Genomic DNA, 19,473 nt, shown 5'->3' with positions numbered 1-19,473 from the left:
TCGTGCAGAAGCACGTGTTATTGAACGAGAAGTTCGCCTCCGGGTTCGCGTACACCTGCACCCACTTGCTTATCGTGTCGTTGCAGCCGTGCTCGTCAGTTACCGTCAGGTTCACCTCATACTTCCCGGGTGCCGCATAGTGCCACGTCGGATTCGTAGCCGTGCTCACGTTACCGTCGCCAAATTGCCAACTCCGCACCGCTATATTCGCATCTCCCTCCACTGATGTGTCAGTAAAGGTCACGTTCGTGCAGAAGCAGGTGTTAACAAACGTGAAGTTCGCTTCTGGGTTCTCCCACACCGTTACATTCTTGCTCGTGGTATTCGTACAGTTATTCTCATCTGTAATATTAAGCGTCACAGTATAATTTCCAGCCGCAGCATACGTGTGCGCCGGATGCTGTGTGTAATTTAGCGACGTGTTATCTCCAAAGTTCCATGTCCAGTTGGTTATGTTACCACTTCCGTTTGTTGACGTATCGGTAAACTGTGTGGTCGTCCCGTTACAGACCGGTGGTGCCGTGAAGTTCGCTATCGGGTTCTCCCAAACCGTTACGTTGGTCGTCGTATTCGAGCATACGGCGTTAAAATCGTCTGTCACACTCAACGTGACCGCATACTCTCCCGGTTCGTCATAATGGTGCTCGACGATCGGTCCGTAGTCGAAGTAGCCATCACCAAAGTCCCACGTCCAATTCGTTATGGTCCCATCAGGGTCATACGAAGCTGACCCGTTAAAGGTGACATTATTGCAGAAACAGACATTCTCTGTTATTATTATGGGTTCTGGCACTTCGTTCAATAAGAGGTCACTCGTATCATCTTCACCGAGCCCCTCTTCCTGACTTCCGGCCCAGCCTCTTATCTCGAAATCATTGCACTCCCCGAAGCCCGTCAAATTATGCAGTGGATAATAGCTCATCTCCACTATGGTGTCATTTGAATAGGGTGGGCCTATCGATCCTGCTGTAGTTCCAGGGACTATAGTATCATCGGAAAACCCCACTTTCATAAATACCGTATTGTTGCGATATGATAATCGGAAGTCTACAGATGGGTCAGCATCCAGATCTATCAATGCTTTGTAGGCATCATTCGGGCCTACCTCAAAGCTATCGGTTATGTTGTCTGGATCCGACGTATCGTTGGGGTCTCCATCTCCATCGGTATCACCAGGAACTCCGGCTACATCGAATTTGAAGTAAATGGTATCATTTGCTACGTCGTAGAACATACAGAACTCAAGAATGTCATAGCCGTTGACAAATGGCGTCTTGTTAACAATATAAATATCCCCAAAGCCATCAGAAACGCACTGTACTCCCGCTAATCCCTCCCAATCACTGTTGTTACCATCGACTATTATCGGTTGTGCCGCCACCGCAGGTGCCATCGCCACGAATGCCATCGTCAGCAAAATCGCCGCTAAAACTATTCCTAACGCTTTTTTATTCTTATCAATCCTCCTTTTAGTCTCGCTTGTAAAGTCTCTTCTAAATGTATTGTTCATCTTTTTTTCTTTTCACCTCCTATTTTTTATAGTACGTACAAAAAGGGGAATATGAAACATAAGCGTCAACTTTACTTCTATCGCTGGCCAGCTGATACTTTTTCCTTCTCCCCTTTCCTAATATGCAGTTTATATAGGTATTTAAAGGTTTCGATTCTTTTCACTTTCTACAACGCTTCCGCCTTGCGCGCTTAGCGATCAGCACGCGACATTATGAGGACGCTGAGTGCCTGCCTGGAATGAGACGAGTTGTGAAGCAGAGCATTCAACCAACCGCTTAGCGTAAGGCCTGCTCGCCTCTAAAAAACTCCTGATAGCAGATCACGAACCAGATACCAAAGACCACGGCGAGGCCAATAACCCCCAGTGAATCGACCACCAGTGTCGCAAACCCCAGACGGTGCATATAGTGGAGCTCAATGAAATAGGGAAGATGCGCAACGATATCGAGCACGTGCAGAAGGAACAGAATCGGTATGCCAATCGCGAGCATCTCCAATCGCCGCCGCATTGCCAACTTCGGCGTTGCGATCGCTAAGGCGAGTAACGGCACCAAATTGAAATTCACGAGGTATGCACCCGAGAAATCCATCGCGGAGATCTGAGCAGCGGGATAGCCCATGAGCAGCAGAATATGCCGGGCGACGAAGAAGACCGCAGCCTGGTAAAACTCGCCGATAGAGTACCACACGCCTAACAAGACCGCGGAAACCAGCATAAAGCCCAGCAAAAAGAGCACCATCTGCCGGTCAGTTAAGCCAAAAAGGAGCGGCTTGTCTTCTTTTTCTTCTTCTTTTTCTTTTACTCCCTCAGCGCCTTCCAACTTCTTCTTCGCCTTCGCTTTCCGCTTTTTGTTCGCTTTTCGGGTCATTTTCGGGACGATACGGATTCACACGTTATGCGTGCTTTGGAGATGTACCTTATTTCACTTCACAATCAGCTTGAGCCAGAGTAAAAAGATTACCACCACAAAGATGATGAACGAAGCCTGCCAGAGATAGACGTGCACAAACTCGAAGAGATGCGGTGCGGAGAGGCCAACGAGGGTGATGACAAGAAGACGAACCATATTGATCGCATAGAGAAGAGGCACACCAAAGGCGACGCCCAGCCCTTTATTCTTTAACGTGGTCGGATATGCCAGGATGCATGCGGAATAGACAATCGAGGAAAAAACAGCCGTGCATTCGTCTATTATCTCCAGTGAGAACCCGTTGATCGTTACCACCGCTCCGTCGACTACCACATGCGCACCTCCTACCGCGAAGAGTGTACCCAAAATACTCGCGGTGATCTCATTCAAATGCGCTAGTGCCGTTGAACTGCGAATCGCGAGAAAGTAATAAAAAAGATAAAACGCGATACAAAAGGAGAGGAAGAGCGCTACGTACTGCAGCGTCTCTCTGTTCTCTCGCACCCGTTCCAATATGGGATTTACGAGATCCTTTTTAACCGAAAAGGTAATGGTATGCCCCTTCTCTCCTTGCTCAAGCTTCTTACCTGTGCCTGCTTTGCTCCTCTCTTTGCTCCTCTGGCCCTTCCCTTTCTTCTGTTTACTCATAGTCTGGATTATACGGACCGTTCACATTTCATTAGAGTATCTATCGTAAGATCTAATGAATAATAAATTAAAAATGCAAAATGAGCGCACTGAACCAGTCTCCGCGAAATTACCGTTTGCCCGAGCCCGCTCACCGTGGAATGAGTGAAAAAATAAAAAATAAAAAAGTGGTGAGTGGTTACTCGGGCCTTCTCCACAGCAGCAGATAGGCAACTGCTAACAAGCCTGCAATGGCGAATACTGCTCCAAAACCGGGCTCTTCAGGCGTTGGTGTCGCCGGAGCCGGTGTTGCTGCTGTAGGTGCAGTTGTAGTTGGTGCTGGCGTTGCGCCTGGTGTTCCCGTCGGTGCAGTGGTTGCTCCTGCCGTTGGACCCGGTGTTTCCGTTGACGTTGTGGTTGGCGTTGGCGTTACACCCGGCGATGTCGTTGCGGTTGGTGTCGGGGTGGTCGTCGTACCTCCACCGCCTCCGCCACCACCTCCGCCGTTACCGCCGTTGCCCCCGTCTCCGGGGGACGTAAAGGTGACGGTGGTTGTATTGGTTAAAATGTCGCCGTACAAACTCACTTCCGCCGAGATAGTCGCTGTACCTGCGGTTGTTCCTGCGGTTAGCGTTGCTGTTGCTGCAGTATCATTGAGGGGTACCGACCCGGTAATCTCGCCAAGATCGGTGCTGAACTCAACGGTGACTCCATAGGATATCCAATCCTCTCCTTCCCACACCGTTGCGGTAATCGTCGCTGTTGAACTCCCGTCGGCCGTAATTGACGTCGGATCTGCCGTGAGGAATACGGATGGCGGCATTGTCTCTGGCAGTGGAGGGAGAGTAGCACACAGTGCCGGCACAACCAGCAGTGACGCGAATAGAACCAGCGTAATCACAAACTCTAATCCCAAACTCCTTCTTCTCATTTTTTTATCTTCACCCCCTAGCTCTTTGATCCTCCTTTACACCTTCCTTTCATGCTCCAAGTATTTAAAATATAGGGATAGCTACGAATCACTTTGGTTTATCACGAGCGAAGTGGTAATCGTCGTCCCAAGATGCTACGCTACGTAATTGGTAGTTGAAAAGGAGATATTGCCTGCCGCAAGGAGTACGTGGATTGTTGTTACACCAATCGTAACCCCACGGGCGAGAGAAAGATCCCGAGTTACTGCATAATGTCTGTACTGGTGGTAAGTAAGCACCAAAAAAAGAAAATACGTGTGGAAAATAAAAAACGAAAGTGGGAATAAAAAATATCCCACTTTCTTCTCTTCTCTTCTATCTTGTAAGTTTGGTTTTGTTTCGTGTCGTTAGAACTTGGTGAAGTAGCCCTTACCGCGTCCGACGTTGTGCGTTGGTCCGTAGGTCTGCGTTGACGGGAAGAAGTAGTACAGCCAGTAGGCCTCAGTATCCGCTGTCCAGCCCGCACCACGCAGGTTCCACTCTCCTGCCTGGAAGATTGCTGCAGCCTCATTGAATTCCGCCTTGGTACCACTGACGACGACCGTCGCCGTACCCGGTGTGGTCTTGTAGACGAAGTAGCCTCTGTCGGGATCGAAATCACCCGCAACTACTACTGACCATTCAGAGTCCCAGTCGTACTGCCAGACCTGACCAGCAGAGACCCAGGATTCCGAGGCTACCGTACTAACTGGCTCACCGGTAAGTGGTACAGAGAACGCGTTCCAGCCCGGATAGAAGGTCAGGACGAAACAGTCGCTGGTGACCGTGATACTCTCGGTATCGTTCACGCCGATCTTGTCGTAGATGTCCTTTGCGTAGACCTTGATGTTGTACGTTCCTGCTTCGGTGTACGACTTCACAAAGGTTGCGAACTGACCGTTCTGGACCAGTTGCTCCTCAGAGACGGTGCCATCATCCCAGTCTACCCAGAAGAGCAGCGGCCACGCATCGTGGGTCGTTCCATCCGTTGTTAGCGTCACCTCCATGCAGCCTTCCACACTTGTATTGTCGAGTATGACCATCACGTTCGGCGTGTTGTTCCCTGGCCATGGCAAGCCGGTGTCCGTAAGCTCGTTGACGTAGATGCCGCTCGTCTCGATCGCATCGAAGACGAATGCAGCTCTCCTGGATTCGTTGTATGCAAGATCATAGAGCGTTCCCTCTGCATTCGGCGCTAAGAACGAGGTGGTTATGAGATAGTCGTTGTGCAAGCGTGTCCTCCAGCGATTGCTCGTGAAGTTCCAGCGCTCCTTATCGGGAGGCAGCACGAACTCGGTATACTGGTCCGGCCTCGTGTAGATGTCAAACCTGAACCAGTCCTCGAGTGGTGGTTCATCACCGGTGATTGTCTCGTTGAGTATCTCCCACAGGTTCGTCGTGTATCGCGGCTCATACGTCTCGTCAACCCAGATCACCTCTAACGGAGCGTAGAACTCCGGAATGATCCGTTCCTTGACGTCATAAGCGATCCAGCCCTGATCGTTCGGATCCGCCGGGTTGGTGTTCACCTGCACCGCAACGAAGTAGGATACCCATGTAGAGCCGTTATACAGGCCACAGTAGATGTCCTCCTCAGGATGCTGCATCGTCACGTAGCGCTCGCCCCACGGGAAGTATGTGGAGCCATAGACACCCGCCGGGTTCCCGATTGGCCACTCAGCTATGTGAGCCGTCGGCTCCCACAGCGGCACGTCGATGTCATCCACGATCTGATGCTCCATGTTGAACGGTGGGTTCAAGGGTATGGGCTCTTCTGGCGGCACACAGACGATCCACGTCGAGCTGATGATGCCGTCATCCGGTAGCTCTGGGAACGGATCGTACTGTAGTTCCAGCTCCTCGACACACTTCGGCAAGGGCGTCTTCAAGGTGATGTACTTGAATTCGTCCGCAACGCCGTCACCGTCCGTGTCGACGACCTCGATCGCCACGATGTCGTACCGGACACCGTCGACGTAGAACACGTCACCCGCTCTGAGCTCCTTACCCACGGTAATCGTTGCCCAGCTCTTGTTAGTCTCCGATGGATCCCTGTCCTCTACCACCGCGTACCACGTGCGGTCCGGATAGCGCACATCCGCAAAGTCATCCAAACTCTCCGAATCGACGTATCGCCGCTCGTAGTAGGGTAACGATTGACCTGCATTTTGTCCGAAATGAGCGCCGTCGTTGTTATTTCTGAGTGCAAATAGACGCACTGATGCGCCGGTCATCCCGAGGTCTTCCAATTGCAGCCCGATATCCATAAAGTCCACCCTATCGTCGAGATTCAACGTGTAGGTCTTCTGGATACGGATCGTCGCGTTATCGTAGACCGTCTTCCAGTACGGGTCAACCGTACCATAGACGTACTGCAAGGTCACCACGTTCTCCCTGGTAGCCTGCTCACCCATATTTGGGTTCTCGAAGAGATCGAGCCCTGGCTGCTCTGTATCGGGATCGGCAACGATCGGGAATGCGAAGAACGTCGTATTGCCCGAACCGGTGATCGGCAACTTATCCTGCCGATCGATGAGCAAGTACGTCGTCTCTACCTCGATCGTCGGATACGTGTAGTAAGTGTCTGGATAATCGGGATTCGGCTTGCTGTAGTTGTGCTCTGGCTCGTACCAGATCCGCAGGTACTTCTTCAGGTCGATATTCTCCGAGTCCGCCGACATTGGATAGTTGGCGGCATTCCACTGCAGGATCGCTGGATTGAACGTGATCGAATCTTTCCGTATCGCTGCTGGATCGAATGGCTGTGTGTAGTCCTCGTAATGGAAGAGCCCTCCACCTAATGCGGCGTATTCTGGATACGGCCCTATGTCATCCTCACCGTAAACACGGACCGACAGGTTCCCATCAATGCCCGCACCCGGGAAGTTCACGTAGATGTCCTGCTCGTAACCAGGCCGTGCGTCGTGCACGAACGCTGCGCGCGGGATACCGCCCGGTGATGACAGAGTCGAGAGGTTGATCGAATTCGGTGCGTAGAACGAGGTAGTGAGCAGGTAGTACCACGGCTCGCCGGGATCCGGCGATGGTGTAGTCCCGTTCCACGGGAGTGCAAACGCGGTATACTGGTCAGGCCTCGTTTGAATGTCCTCCTTTGTCCAGTTCTCGAAAGGTGGTAGCGATTGGTTATAGCGATTGACCTCGTTCAGAACCTCGAGCAGATCGGTCGAGTATCGCTCATCGATGTCCTCTTCGACATAACAGAATGCCAGTGCCGGTACATCGAGCGTTCGGTCGGCAGGTGATTCGGTACCATAGTAGTTGATGTCCTCCACGATTCGATGCTCCACATTGAACGGTGGGAGCAGCGGAATCTGCTCGGTTACCCTGATGGTGTCAAGCCACTGTGATGACGCTTTACCGTCATCCGGGACCTGCTCGCCATCTTCCGCCTTGGGTAATGGCGTCCTCAGGGTGATATACTTGTACTTGTCTGCCACGTCGTCACCGTTTGTATCGACGACTCCTACTGCTGGCACATCGTACCTGACGCCGTTCACGTAGAACGTGTCATTTGCTGCAAGCTCCATACCTACGTAGATCTCCGCGCCAGTGTCTCCCACTGGGGCATCAAATCGCGCGTACCAAGTTCTGAAAGCCGGGTACGTGTGAGATGGCGTGCTGTATCGTTCGTTGTGCCGCTTGAAGTAGGTATTATCCCTCGGTGCGTCCGGAGATCCATCGTCGTACTCGCCTAACAAGAGGCGAACCCTCGTATCGTCGGCCATGTTCCCTGCATACCACATCGTTACCTTCGCGAACTTTACGCCGTCACGCTCCACGACATAGTCGAGTCGCAACTTGTGATCGAGGAACTGGATAGTATCGCCAGCCTCTAACGTATAGCCCTTCTCTATCGCGATCTTGCCCTGTGGTGTGGTTCCGTTCGGCGCGGTAGTGCCCTCGACGAGCACAAGATCCACCATATTCGCGCGGTCTCCTGTTACATTATTCTCAACATCACCGAGTCCAGTCTGACCAAGTGGCAGCTCGACGATGGGGAATACGAAATAGGTCGTATTTGCGGACCCAGGCCAGGGTTCATTATCGCTCGTCCCCGACGCATCGACCAGCATGTAGGTGGTCTCGACCTCGATCGTTGGATGGATGTACGCTGGCTTGGTATACTGGTGCTCTGGCTCGTACCAGAGTCGCAAGAATGCCTTCTCGAAGACATTGTGACTATCCGCGGACATCATATCATAATCCGCCTCGATGATCAGTGCGGGATCGAAGGTAATCGAATCCTTGTAGAGAACCGTCGGATCAAACGGATCCGTCATGTTAACATAGGCGAACTGTCCCTTCTCATCATAGTCCATCCCCATGTAGCCCTCGTCACATTCACCGTAGACACGCAGTGACGAGACGTAATAGGGATCTTCGACTGGAATGAGTGGATTGTCCGCACCGCTCGGTGGTGTCGGGCCATCTGCTGCCACTGGTAAAACGGTAAAAATCGATGCAACCATTATAAACGCTAGTGTTAGTCCTATTATATTCTTCTTGATATTCATTTTTTTTCTTTTCACCTCCTAAATGCTTTGATTGCAAGAGGGATATATAAAGCTTCCGCCTTTTCACCCCTTCCTTTTATACTACCGTTACATCTCCCCCCTCGCCTCTTCTCCTTTCTGGCGATAGAGAGAGTGAACATCTTTTCTCTTTGCTCCTTTATAAAGCTTGCGGTTTATTCATCCATTGTATCAGCACGGCAAAGCGCGTGCCCGGTGGATTCCTCCCGAGTGATTAGTTATCCTCCTGAAAGATTTATCTGCAGGGGAAGAATTGCTAAATTGAAGCAATGACGATTGTGACCGGGCAAGTGCTCCGGATTCTGCCCGTCCGGGAACTAACGGACGGAAGTATCACTCAACGAATCGTTGACCTCATCATCGCGGATGAATTCGATTACACGCGCGTATCCCTCTGGGACGACAAAGCAGAGCTTGTTATACGCGGCGAGATAAACGCAGGCGATGGGCTGTGTATAAAGAACGCTTCCGTCTCCGGACCGCAAGCGGGCGGCGAGAAGCGAGTACATGCCGGACGGTATGCGCGTATCACAAAAACCGACGCAGCTATCGTGCCGCTGCGGCATGCAACTGCCACGAAACTCACCGTACTCGCGGTTGCGAGACCGGAACAGGGGCAGGTTTGCATCGCGGGCATCGCCGCCGATACCGGCGACTGGATACGGCCTCAGGGCGTTTATGAACGCGAAATGGATACAGGGGGCACGCCGCTGTTCAAGAATCTCTGTGTCTCCTCGGTTTACCTCGATGCGTGGCGGGGCAGGCGGCCGCGTAAAGAAGACCGTTTCTTCGTTTACGGTACTGGTGTGGAGAAAGAGCTGAACGAAGCGGAAAAGCAAGCTTTTTTGGATCGGCATGTTGATCCTTCCGTGGACGACGTGTTTAAACGTGGCAGGAGTCTGGGCTTGATAAAACCGCGCATAACACAGGTGTATGAGGAGAAGGTGCGCGCGAAGAAGGGCGCGAAGAGCTATGAGCATTACCTTCGGTTCAACTTCAAAGACGCTTCGGGCCGGCTGTACCGGCACTGGTCGTGCCGCTGCAACGCCTTTTACCACGCCTGGAACGCCCTGAAGGAGGAGCATCGGTGGACGTACGGCTGGCGAATGCTCCGCTACCTGCGGAAGAACGAAACGTACCTCGCCATCGGCCTTACGCATTCCGATTACGGTGTGCGTGGGCTGGAATACGGCGCGTATCCGCTGATCGTTGGGATCCACACTGTACAGAGGCGGAATTCGCATCGGGCGGGCTGAGTGGCGCTATGCTGGAATACAAGCTGGTCCGGGTTTGAACCACCCGTCTGAACCTACTCCACCTTGACCTTCTCTTTCTTCTCCTCTTCCGCTTCGAGATCCTTCTTGTAAGTCTCCAACAAGGATATTTCCTTCTCTATGACATTCGTTATTGTTTGCAGTGCGCTTATCCGCAGGTCAATAAGACGAGAAGCGAACTCTGATGGTTTCGGTACATAATCCTCAAGAGATTTCGCGATGTCGCTGGTAATATCCGCAGCAACCTTCAAGGGTACCGCCGCCGTTCCCGCAAGGACCTTGATCGCCTTTACTAAATCCTCTTCCTCCCTACTCATTTCCTTTCCTTCTTCCATCGTTCATCAGTAAAGTATATATGCAACTCCGCATTTAAAAGTTTTGCCTTATCGAGCTTCATCAAGTGTGCAATCGCGGGGAGTGGGATGAAGTTTCGCGCCTCCCCGATATCGGTCGATATCACAACCGAAAGATCTTCACCCATCCGTTCAACCTCACACACCTCCTTGTATTTACCTACAGTAGGTAATGGAACGATTACTTCTAAACCTCCCTCTATCTCCTCCACCTTAATCGCCTTACCCTCGTAGTAGATCTGGGCCGGATCTTCTCCGTTGAACAATTCCTCGCCAACCTCGGCAAGCAGTTTCAAACCCTTAACCTCTGATTGAAAGAGCCTGAGCTTCTTCAGGGGCAGGGGATGAAAGGCTGTTTCTGATTCTGCCAGATAGTTCTCTTGCGCCGCTTTCCACTCCTTAAAATACGCATCACTCACGTCTTCCGGGATTATCTTGTTCATTACAGCAAGATCAACGTTGATATTGTAGAGATTGGCAAGGAGGTAGGTTCTTTTTAAGTTCTGTATACTGAATGCCTCGGGATTCGCAATCAGCCGTAAACTGGTGACTTTTCGATCCGCTATGATCGTTTTAAGCTTGCTGAGCAGTTCAAGGAGCTTAATGTCCTGTTTTATGACCTCTTTGCCCGGTGTGGGTATCCCCACAATGGGCTCTGCTATTTTCGCGATATTAGCAAGCGGGGCTACCAATTTGATGACTTTCGATGCGGTGGATCCAAGGATTGTCGGCAGGTAAATGTTCTTAAGCGCGTCCCCTGATGGCACGGTGTCAAGCACAATGACATCGTAGCTGTTCGATTCCACGTACTCCACCAGCTTTAACAGCGATACGAACTCGGTCATGTTCGGCAATGCGGCGATTTCGTATGCGAGCACTTCATCAACCCCTCGCGACTTGAAGAGATTAACGACGTATTCCTGTATCACGCCGTAGGACTCGCGCGCCTCCCGTATAGGGTCTATTTGAACTGCCCAGAGTTTGTCCACGATTGCCGTCGGTCGGTGATGCACCTCAGTCTCAAGCGCATCCGAGAGCGTATGCGCCGGATCGGAAGAGATAACCAGAGTTTTGTAGCCCCTCTCGGCTAGTTTCAAAGCTGTAGCACTAGAGATAACAGATTTCCCTGCACCGCCTTTACCAGTATAAAAGATAACTCTCATTTTCCACTTCTCACTCTCAGATGAAAGTGCAACTTTATAATTTTAGAGAACATGGACGTGCTGTCATTGAATGCGTTCACTTTGGTACCTGCAGCGCCCTTATCCGTCCATATCACCGGTAGTTCCTTTACTCTGTACCCGCTTCTCTGGGCCCGGACGAGCAGCTCGGTATCCCAGAACCAGTGCTCATCCTCTATTTCGTCCAGGATCTGCATCAAGGCCTCTTTGCGGAAGGACTTGAACCCGCATTGATGGTCCCGGAGCGTTGACCGTAAAATCACGCGAACAAGGAAATTAAAGGCTTTACTCATTATACTTCGCTTAAATGAGCGTTTCACATCGCTCTCTTTCATCAGCCGTGAACCGATTGCGAAATCGTACCGCTCCGCTCGTATCGCGTTTATCAGCGGTTTTACGTACGACAGATCGGTGGAGAGGTCAACGTCCATGTACATTAATATATCGCCGTGAGCGCTTTTAAACGCGCGATTCAGCGCTTTGCCTCTACCCAATCGTTCGTCGCTGTGAATGTGCCTGACGGACGAGTCTTCGGCTGCTATCCGGCTTGCTAGGTCCGCCGTGCCGTCGGTGCTGCCGTCTTCTGCAATGAGTATCTCGTACGCAGCGGTGATTGCCGCTAACGCTTGCTTTGTCTGTCGTACTGCAGCTTCTAACTTGCTCGCTTCGTTATGCGCCGGAAGCACAACGGAGAGTTCTTTTTTTTCTTCCCCCGCTTCTTGCATGGCAATTCACTTTTGTACGTTACGTAAAAGGATCGGTTACGGATATTAAAAAAGCGGTAAGTTTTATTTTGCCCGGACGTAAAAGATAGAGCGATGATCATGGTGGAGGATTGGAACGTCGTTGTAATAGGGGACGGAGATAAGGAGCAGGACCTATTAGAGTCGTTAGAAGAGGACGGCAAGTTTGAACGTTCGGGATTTCGCGATGCCGTAATTGGAGACGTGGAAGATATCGTGGAGTTCTTAGAGGATGCTGAGCGTAAGAAGTACCCGTACGTAAAGCGGGTGATCCCCATCGATGATGCGTTTGTGGTGTCCCCGGAGAGCGTAATAGATAAACTGAAGCAGCGCGTCAAGGAATATCTCGATGAGGTCGAGCCCGGTGAGACGTTTGGATTCCGTATTGAGCACAGAGGGTTGAAAGGGGGCGTCACCAGCCAGAAGGTGGAGCGCGAAGTAAGCGGCTATTTCTTCGATCTGATAGAGAAGGTTTACGGCAGGAAGCCGAAAGTGAACGTAAAGAAGCCGGATAAGCTGATCGTCATAGCGATTTTGGGTAATAGATGCGGGATTGGCTTTATCACGCGCGAGATGCTGGAGAAGTACAGCGTGATCAAAGTACGGTGAGAGGCACATCTATATAATTATAGAGTTATTTGCAGCTATTCCTTTCTTTTTAGTAGGAGGGGTAGTGAGCACGATGCGGAAAGCACGGAGGTTAATGACCATCGCGGGCTCGGATAGCAGCGGTGGCGCGGGGATACAGGCGGATATAAAGACATTTGCCGCGCTGGGTGTTTATAGCGCGTCGGTTCTCACCGCCATCACCGCTCAGAACTCGTCCGGCGTGCACGAGGTGCATGAAGTACTCGGAGAAATCGTGGAGGCACAGATCGCCGCTATTATGGATGATGCAGGCCTTAACGCGGACTATGCAAAAACCGGCATGCTGTATTCCGCGGAAATAATCGAACTGGTGGCGAAGGCGCTCAAACGCTACACAATACCGTTTGTCTTAGACCCCGTAATGAAAGCGGGCTCTGGCGGCGCCGCGTTAATCGAAAACTCCGCTTTGAATGCACTCATCACGCAGCTTTTACCGCTCTGCACGGTGATAACGCCGAACGTGCCGGAAGCACGCGTTATCTCCGGGATGGAGATCGGAACAAAGGACGATGCAAAAGAAGCAGCCCTGAAAATGCATGGCATGGGTGCATGGGCCGTCATAATAAAAGGAGGGCATCTCGAAGAGGAATTAGCCGCGGGACGAGCAACGGATGTGCTTTACGATGGCGAGTTCACCGAGATAAGCTCGCCGGTCGTAAAGACGGATCGAATAATACACGGTGGCGGCTGCTCCTATTCCGCCGCGCTGGCTGCCGAACTGGCGAAGGGCAACCCGCTACAGAAGGCGGCAGCATCGGCAAAAGGCTTTGTCTACGATGCCATCGTCGGTGGCGAAACGGTATCCACGATGATCGCCGTAAACCAGGTGCAGCGAGTGCGTAAAGACGCTGATAGATACTGGACTCTGGAAAACGTCAAGCAAGCGGTCAGAACGCTGAAAGCGATCGAAGGCTTTGAATCCGTTATTCCTGAGGTCGGCACGAACGTCGGTATGGCCATTGAAACCGCAGCGAGCAAGCAGGACGTTGCAGCCGTGGACGGCCGGATCGTGCGTATGAAAGAGGGGGTAACCGCAGGCTGCGTGGAATTCGGCGTGAGTGATCACGTTGCACGGCTGATACTGGCGATGATGGCCCTGGATGAAGCGCAACGAAGCGCAATGAACGTGAAATACTCGCCGGAGATTGTTGAGGCTTGCAAGACGCTGGGCATGCGCGTCACTTCCTTTAACCGCGCTAAAGAACCAACCGATGTGAAGACCATGGACTGGGGCGTGCGAGAAGCGAGTTGTGAATTCGTCCCTGAGGTGATCTTCGACCTCGGTGCGGTAGGAAAGGAGCCAATGGTGCGAATCTTTGGGAATACGGCAATGGAAGTCGCGGAAAAAGTGACGAGAATCATAGAGACATTAGAGTGACAAACTTTTTCCCTTAACTTAACTTGACAAAACGTTCTTTTATAAAATCAGAAAGGCTGATGCCGAACGTAATACGAGACCCGCTGCATGGATATATAGAACTGGACGAACTTGCCAGCGCGATCATAGATACCGTGGAGATGCAGCGGTTGCGGCGAATCAGACAGCTCGGCTTCTCCTATCTGGTCTATCCGGGCGCAAACCATACGCGGTTCGAGCATTCGCTCGGCACGTACCACCTGATGAACGTCTTGCTGAACCGGCTCGAAGTAGCGAAAGAGGAGGAGCAGGAGCTTCTCGTCGCGGCTTTGATCCATGACGTTGGCCACGGCCCGTATTCGCACGTGACCGAGCCACTGATAAAGCGGCTGACGGGAAAAGGCCATGAAGATCTCGAATCCGTGCTCTTTGCACCTGCGGGAGAGCGGAAAAAAGATACCGAAACCACGGCACCGACCGTTACAGAGGTTGTAGAAGAACATCACCTGGACATGCGGAAGATACTGAGTTACATAAAAGGCGAAAAAAACGAGGGCACGCGAAAGCGGGATCTTTTTCGGATATTAAACGGCGAAATCGACGTGGACAAGATGGATTATCTGGTCAGAGATTCGTATTATACTGGCGTGGCTTACGGCGTCGTTGACAATATACGGCTCATTCAGGGGCTTGGCTTCTTCAACGATGAGCTCGTTTTGACAGAGAAGGGGATTCTCCCGGCAGAATATCTGCTCTTCTCTCGATTCCTGATGCATCCGACCGTTTATAATCATCATACCGGTCGGATAGCGCAATTGATGCTTTTGAACGCGCTTGACGCGTTCATCGAATCTCGATCTGAATCCGGGGCTGTATCTGAACCGAAGGCCTATGCAGCCGCATTAAGGAGTATGGACGATTCCGAGATAAATATCGCGCTCAGGAATGCCGGAGGCTATCCAAACGAGATGATAACACGGCTGAACGAGCGGCGGTTGTTCAAACGGGCTGTGTATACCAACGTAAGCGAGCTGGAGGGTAACGTTGCGGAGGAATTACGTGACGCACGACGGCTGCAAGAAGTCGTGGATGAGATAAGCACGCGTGCGGGCGTTGATAAAAAATATGTCTTGCTGGACTATCAGAAGCCAAAAGGCGAGGAGTTAGAAGAAGGTGCGGCGAAGGTCGTTATCGGGAACGAATTTAAGAGCTTACGGGAGGTCTCATCGCTCGTTGCCATGCTCAGTCGTGAATTCGAGCGGAAGTATAAAATCGGGGTTTATACGTCTGAAAAATACCGGACTGCGGTGAAAAAAGCTGCGGAAGAGATATTGTTGCAGTATAAGTGAGAGGGCACATAGTCGGAGATACGTGAATCCATCCAGCCCGCATCACCTGTGTAATCGAGGTTCTATTTGGATGGCTCAGCAAGTTCTCTTCGCATTGCCCTCGTAAAAGCCATACACTAGTTAAATGACTAAGTACCTACAATGATAGTGTAAACGGTAGATCTTCGTGATATGTAAGGGATGGCAGAAAAGATGGCGCAAAAGGTGAAATGGCAAGCAGCTATAATGGGACTATTCGCAATTTCGGCCTTACTGACGAGTTCGATCTTTGGCTCTCAATCCTTTTCACCCACGCCGGGTCAGCCTGCGCTTTACCTTACCGCAGATCCGCCTGAGATCCGAGTAGGCGGAGTTGATCAAGCGACGATCACCGCAACGGTATGGGATGGTGAAGGTTGGATTCAGTCCGGACCACTGGTCAATTTCAGTACCGATCGCGGAAACATAACGGCATCGGCACCGATTGAGAACGGGACTGCAACGGCGATACTAACCGCGGGATATGAACCGGGTCTGGCGACCGTTACGGCTGTCGTTGACATGCCCACTATAGGACTCCTCACCAATACAACCACCGTCGTTAACCTCGAAATACCGAAACCACCGGAACCACCAAACGAGACGAATCCTACCCTTTACCTCACAGCAAACCCTCCTGCGATCCCTGCAGATGGCGTCTCGACTTCGTTCATTAACGCAACGGTATGGGATGGAGAGTATTGGATATGGATGTGGCCAATTGTGGATTTCAGCACGGATTTAGGCGAGATAACACCTTCAGCCATGATTGAAAACGGGACGGCAACGGCAACGTTAACTGCAGGAAAGAAGCCCGGTGTGGCGACCATCACAGCGGAAGTGACCCCGAGCGAAGATATCGGTCTTTTAATCAATAAAACAACCGTACGCTTCACCGCGACGACCTTTGACACCGGTGTGGGAACGTACCCGAGCATAGCAGGCACCTACAACGGTACGATTATGCCTTATCACCCGCTAACGGTGCAAACGCTCTATACGTATTACTGTGAGGGCACCGGTGGCCATACGGAGCACGTTGCTTTCTATTATCCGAACGGAACGCTGCTCACAGAAGCCACCTGGACTGGTTACGATAATGACTGGCACAATCTCTCGTTTAGCGCTCCCATCACGTTACAAGCTTACGTGAGGTACAACTACACGCTAAAAACGGGCTCGTACCCACGACAAGCCCTCCATCTTAAAAAGTTGAGTTTATCGGGAGGGGAAATCACCTGCACCACATTCACGGACGTGAATGGACGCGTTTACCATGATTGGATTCCTGCCATAAAATTGATATTGTAGCGTAATAGCAAGGTTTTCAACCCGACATGCATGGCAAAACTCAGAAGAGAGCAGTAAAATGAAAGATCACGCCTCTTCCGCTGCTGCCTTCGCCAGAAGCTCCGCAAGCGATTTCTTGCCGTAATCCTTGACGATTAGGTTAATCTGCGAGATCTCAGTGGAGATTTCATTACCCCGCACGGATTTGCGGCGCCGTTTACCCTGCTCTTTCGGCTGGTAACCGGGAGGATCAGTGATTAAAATCCGCTTCCGCACCGGACCCGCAACGTCTTTACGCATCGGCATGCCCTGCTTGTCCGAGCCACCTGTTATCTCGAGTGCATAGCCGCCCAGACCAAGAATGTCCGCATCCACCACCTCGCCGATCCGTTTCCCGATGAAGAGCGCATTCGCTTCTGCATCCTTACCTTCTACTTTGTACGCTTTACCTGTTTTTGAATCGCTTATCACAATCTGCATTTTGGTCTTGTGCCCCCTTCTCTGCTCCTTTCTTATCTTAGCTTAGCTTATAAATTTACACCTGCTTCTAATAAATCTCTTCGTTCGTGCTCTTTATATTTTTTCGTCGTCCGACACTTACAGGGACCTGATTATGTCAACACTAACTTCGCATGCAGATTTTTCTATGGCAACTCAGGCAAATTGAGCACCCTGTAGACAGTTTCAGTACCACCACCGTAAATAAGCCAGAGAAAAATTATTAGGAAAGCTATAGTGGAAATTATTGTCACAATCGCTTCTATTTTTGATGGCATTGATATCACCTCATAGGAAATGAAAGCGTTTATCTATTTAAATTCTTGCTAATTTTCATCTTCCTCTGTAGATTTTCTCGCAAATCAAGATCACAAGACAGCGCGTTCCTTAAGATAAGCCCCTAGCGCAGCTATAGAATTATGGCTTCACTCCTCCCTGAACGGCCTTTTCCGTTTAATCTCCAACAATTCCTCCAGCACTTCCTCTTCCTCTGGCGAGAGTACCCCACCGTGCTTCTTCAGTTCGGTTACCTCAGCTTCGTTAAGATTCGTGTACAACACGTCGTTCTCGTTGATGTGCCGCCCGACCGTCGGTTTCCGTAGCGCGATTGCCACCTGCATGCCCTGCTCTGCACGCGATATATTCTCGCCTTTATCCTGTATCTCGTTGATCGGGCCGACATTCGACCCGTCCGGTTTGATCAACTCCACACCCGTCCTTATCTTTCCAGCCAGCACCTCCACACCAACAATCGCCGGCTTGCTCAGTCTGAACAAGCATCCGGGCAGTATCTTGATCTTCGCGGGCGTACTCACCCGTTCCAGAAGCTCTTTCTTCTCTCGCTCCTTCTCGGTCTTCACCCAGTCTCCGTAATCCTCGATCAACCGATAAATGACGTCACTCGTAAACACCGGAAGCTCTGCTTCTTCCGCCGCTTCTCTCGCATCAGGAAGAAAGCCAACGTTAAACCCGAAGATAACCCGTAAATAACGATCTGTAACCGTAGTAGCTTCCATCACGTCCCGTTTGGATATGTTCCCGATGTCTGCGCGTTTGATCTCCTCGATACCCTGCTCCCTGAGCTCCTGGGCAAGCGCCTCGAGCGAGCCCATGGTATCTGCTCTTATAATGATCCCCTCGGGGACGGTTTCCATTTTGAGCGCTTCGATATCGCTCTTCACTTCGCCCATTACGCGTTCGAGCGCCGCTTCCTCCTTCACGACACGCACCTGCGACCCGGGCAGCGCTGATTCCAGATTTGGCGCCACTATTTTCAGACCGACCGCGGCATTCACCGTTTTCACACGCTCGAATCGCTGCTCCACACGTATCTCCTGCAACGCCCGTGGCTTGAGCAACGCCTTCACCTTCGTTACGATCGGTTCCTCCTCGGTGCTTCCCACGACAATCGTATCGCCCACGTTGAGCTTACCATCGTATAAGATCGCGTCTATCGTGGTCCCAAGCCCTTTCTCCTCCTTCTTCTCCAAGATCGTGCCAACGCCCGCTTCCTCCAAATGCAGCTGTAAGGTTCGCTCGAAGTACCGCTGCGATAGCCCGATCAGCACGAGCAGCAAATCCGCAATGCCCTCGCCGGTCTTCGCACTCACCGGTACGATCGCCACGTTCTTCGAAAAGTCCTTTATCCGGTCGTACCGATCCGCCGAGAAGCCTTTATCGTAAAGATCGCCCACGACGCTGTATAGCCGCGTATCTACCTCCTTCTGCGCGTATTCCGGCTGTTCAGTATAATTAATAAGGAATGGCTTCTTCTTCGAGTGCCACCCTTTTATACGATCGATCTTGTTCAATACGACGACAAACGGCGTTTTTAATAACCGTAACACGCTCAAAGATTCGTACGTCTGCGGCTGAAAGCCCTCCATCACGTCAACCACGATGACCGCAACGTCCGCTAACGCACTGCCGCGTTTCCGCAAAGACGCAAAGGCATGATGTCCCGGGGTGTCAATAATAAGCAACCCTGGAATGTCTATGTCCGTCCAATCGCGCTTCAGCGGCTCGCAAATTTGCTTTATCGTGGTAATCGGGATTTCAGTGGCGCCGATGTGCTGTGTAACGCGACCTGCTTCCTTCTCCGCCACCGTCGTGCCCCGCAGTGAATCGAGCAACGTGGTCTTACCATGATCTATGTGCCCCACCACAGAGAGTATCGGAGTCCTGATGTCGCGCTTCTCGCCCATGTCTT

15 protein-coding genes are annotated in these 19,473 nt (G+C 51.4%); 5 read left to right on the top strand and 10 right to left on the bottom strand.

Annotated features, from left to right (window positions below; translation table 11 throughout):
• The 5 genes from JW878_08755 to JW878_08735 all read right to left on the bottom strand — a co-directional run.
• The coding region (locus JW878_08755; protein MBN1763144.1) for a PKD domain-containing protein at positions 1-1,510 on the bottom strand (1,510 nt) is incomplete at its 3' end.
• 277 nt (positions 1,511-1,787) lie between these two features.
• Entirely contained in the window at positions 1,788-2,381 is a 594-nt protein-coding gene (locus JW878_08750) for a hypothetical protein (GenBank protein MBN1763143.1), read from the bottom strand.
• 54 nt (positions 2,382-2,435) lie between these two features.
• Entirely contained in the window at positions 2,436-3,071 is a 636-nt protein-coding gene (gene xrtH / locus JW878_08745; protein ID MBN1763142.1) for an exosortase H, read from the bottom strand.
• A gap of 178 nt (positions 3,072-3,249) precedes the next feature.
• Entirely contained in the window at positions 3,250-3,981 is a 732-nt protein-coding gene (locus tag JW878_08740) for a PGF-CTERM sorting domain-containing protein (protein ID MBN1763141.1), read from the bottom strand.
• 387 nt (positions 3,982-4,368) lie between these two features.
• Entirely contained in the window at positions 4,369-8,535 is a 4,167-nt protein-coding gene (locus tag JW878_08735) for a hypothetical protein (protein ID MBN1763140.1), read from the bottom strand.
• 287 nt (positions 8,536-8,822) lie between these two features.
• Between JW878_08735 and JW878_08730 the strand changes: the two genes are divergently transcribed.
• Positions 8,823-9,809, top strand: a complete 987-nt coding sequence (locus JW878_08730) for a hypothetical protein (GenBank protein ID MBN1763139.1) — start codon at positions 8,823-8,825, stop codon at positions 9,807-9,809.
• A gap of 53 nt (positions 9,810-9,862) precedes the next feature.
• Here the strand turns inward: JW878_08730 and JW878_08725 are convergent, their stop codons facing one another.
• From JW878_08725 to JW878_08715, 3 genes are read right to left on the bottom strand one after another with little or no spacing between them, the layout of a single operon-like run.
• Positions 9,863-10,162: a hypothetical protein gene (locus JW878_08725; GenBank protein ID MBN1763138.1), complete on the bottom strand. Its 300-nt coding sequence runs from the start codon at positions 10,160-10,162 to the stop codon at positions 9,863-9,865.
• Positions 10,141-11,343, bottom strand: a complete 1,203-nt coding sequence (locus tag JW878_08720) for a TRC40/GET3/ArsA family transport-energizing ATPase (protein ID MBN1763137.1) — start codon at positions 11,341-11,343, stop codon at positions 10,141-10,143. The genes JW878_08725 and JW878_08720 overlap by 22 nt, the downstream gene beginning before the upstream one ends.
• On the bottom strand, positions 11,340-12,086 hold the full coding sequence (locus tag JW878_08715) for a glycosyltransferase family 2 protein (protein MBN1763136.1): 747 nt from the start codon (positions 12,084-12,086) through the stop codon (positions 11,340-11,342). Before JW878_08715 ends, JW878_08720 begins: the two co-directional genes overlap by 4 nt.
• A 93-nt stretch (positions 12,087-12,179) precedes the next feature.
• Between JW878_08715 and JW878_08710 the strand changes: the two genes are divergently transcribed.
• From JW878_08710 to JW878_08695, 4 genes are all read left to right on the top strand, one after another.
• Entirely contained in the window at positions 12,180-12,713 is a 534-nt protein-coding gene (locus tag JW878_08710) for a hypothetical protein (protein ID MBN1763135.1), read from the top strand.
• 73 nt (positions 12,714-12,786) lie between these two features.
• The gene (thiD, locus tag JW878_08705; protein ID MBN1763134.1) at positions 12,787-14,130 is read left to right on the top strand and encodes a bifunctional hydroxymethylpyrimidine kinase/phosphomethylpyrimidine kinase; all 1,344 of its coding nucleotides are present in this window, start codon (positions 12,787-12,789) and stop codon (positions 14,128-14,130) included.
• Between the two features lie 59 nt (positions 14,131-14,189).
• Positions 14,190-15,458, top strand: coding sequence for an HD domain-containing protein (locus JW878_08700; GenBank protein MBN1763133.1), 1,269 nt, complete (start codon positions 14,190-14,192; stop codon positions 15,456-15,458).
• Between the two features lie 192 nt (positions 15,459-15,650).
• Positions 15,651-16,787 carry a hypothetical protein gene (locus JW878_08695; protein MBN1763132.1) on the top strand — a complete coding sequence of 379 codons (1,137 nt, stop codon included), beginning with the start codon at positions 15,651-15,653 and terminating at the stop codon, positions 16,785-16,787.
• Between the two features lie 66 nt (positions 16,788-16,853).
• Here JW878_08695 and JW878_08690 read toward each other — a convergent pair whose 3' ends face one another.
• Both JW878_08690 and infB read right to left on the bottom strand, forming a co-directional pair.
• Positions 16,854-17,246 (bottom strand): 30S ribosomal protein S6e, encoded by a 393-nt coding sequence (locus JW878_08690; protein MBN1763131.1) that lies wholly within the window; start codon positions 17,244-17,246, stop codon positions 16,854-16,856.
• A 443-nt stretch (positions 17,247-17,689) separates the two neighbouring features.
• Complete coding sequence (gene infB, locus JW878_08685) at positions 17,690-19,468, bottom strand: translation initiation factor IF-2 (protein ID MBN1763130.1); 1,779 nt, start codon at positions 19,466-19,468, stop codon at positions 17,690-17,692.
• Between the last annotated feature and the right edge of the window lie 5 nt (positions 19,469-19,473).

The organism is Methanomicrobia archaeon (genome assembly GCA_016930255.1).
In the GTDB taxonomy this organism is placed as follows: domain Archaea; phylum Halobacteriota; class Syntropharchaeia; order Alkanophagales; family Methanospirareceae; genus JACGMN01.
The sequence above is the reverse complement of the archived record's forward strand: the minus strand, read 5'-3'. Positions and strand labels throughout refer to the sequence as shown.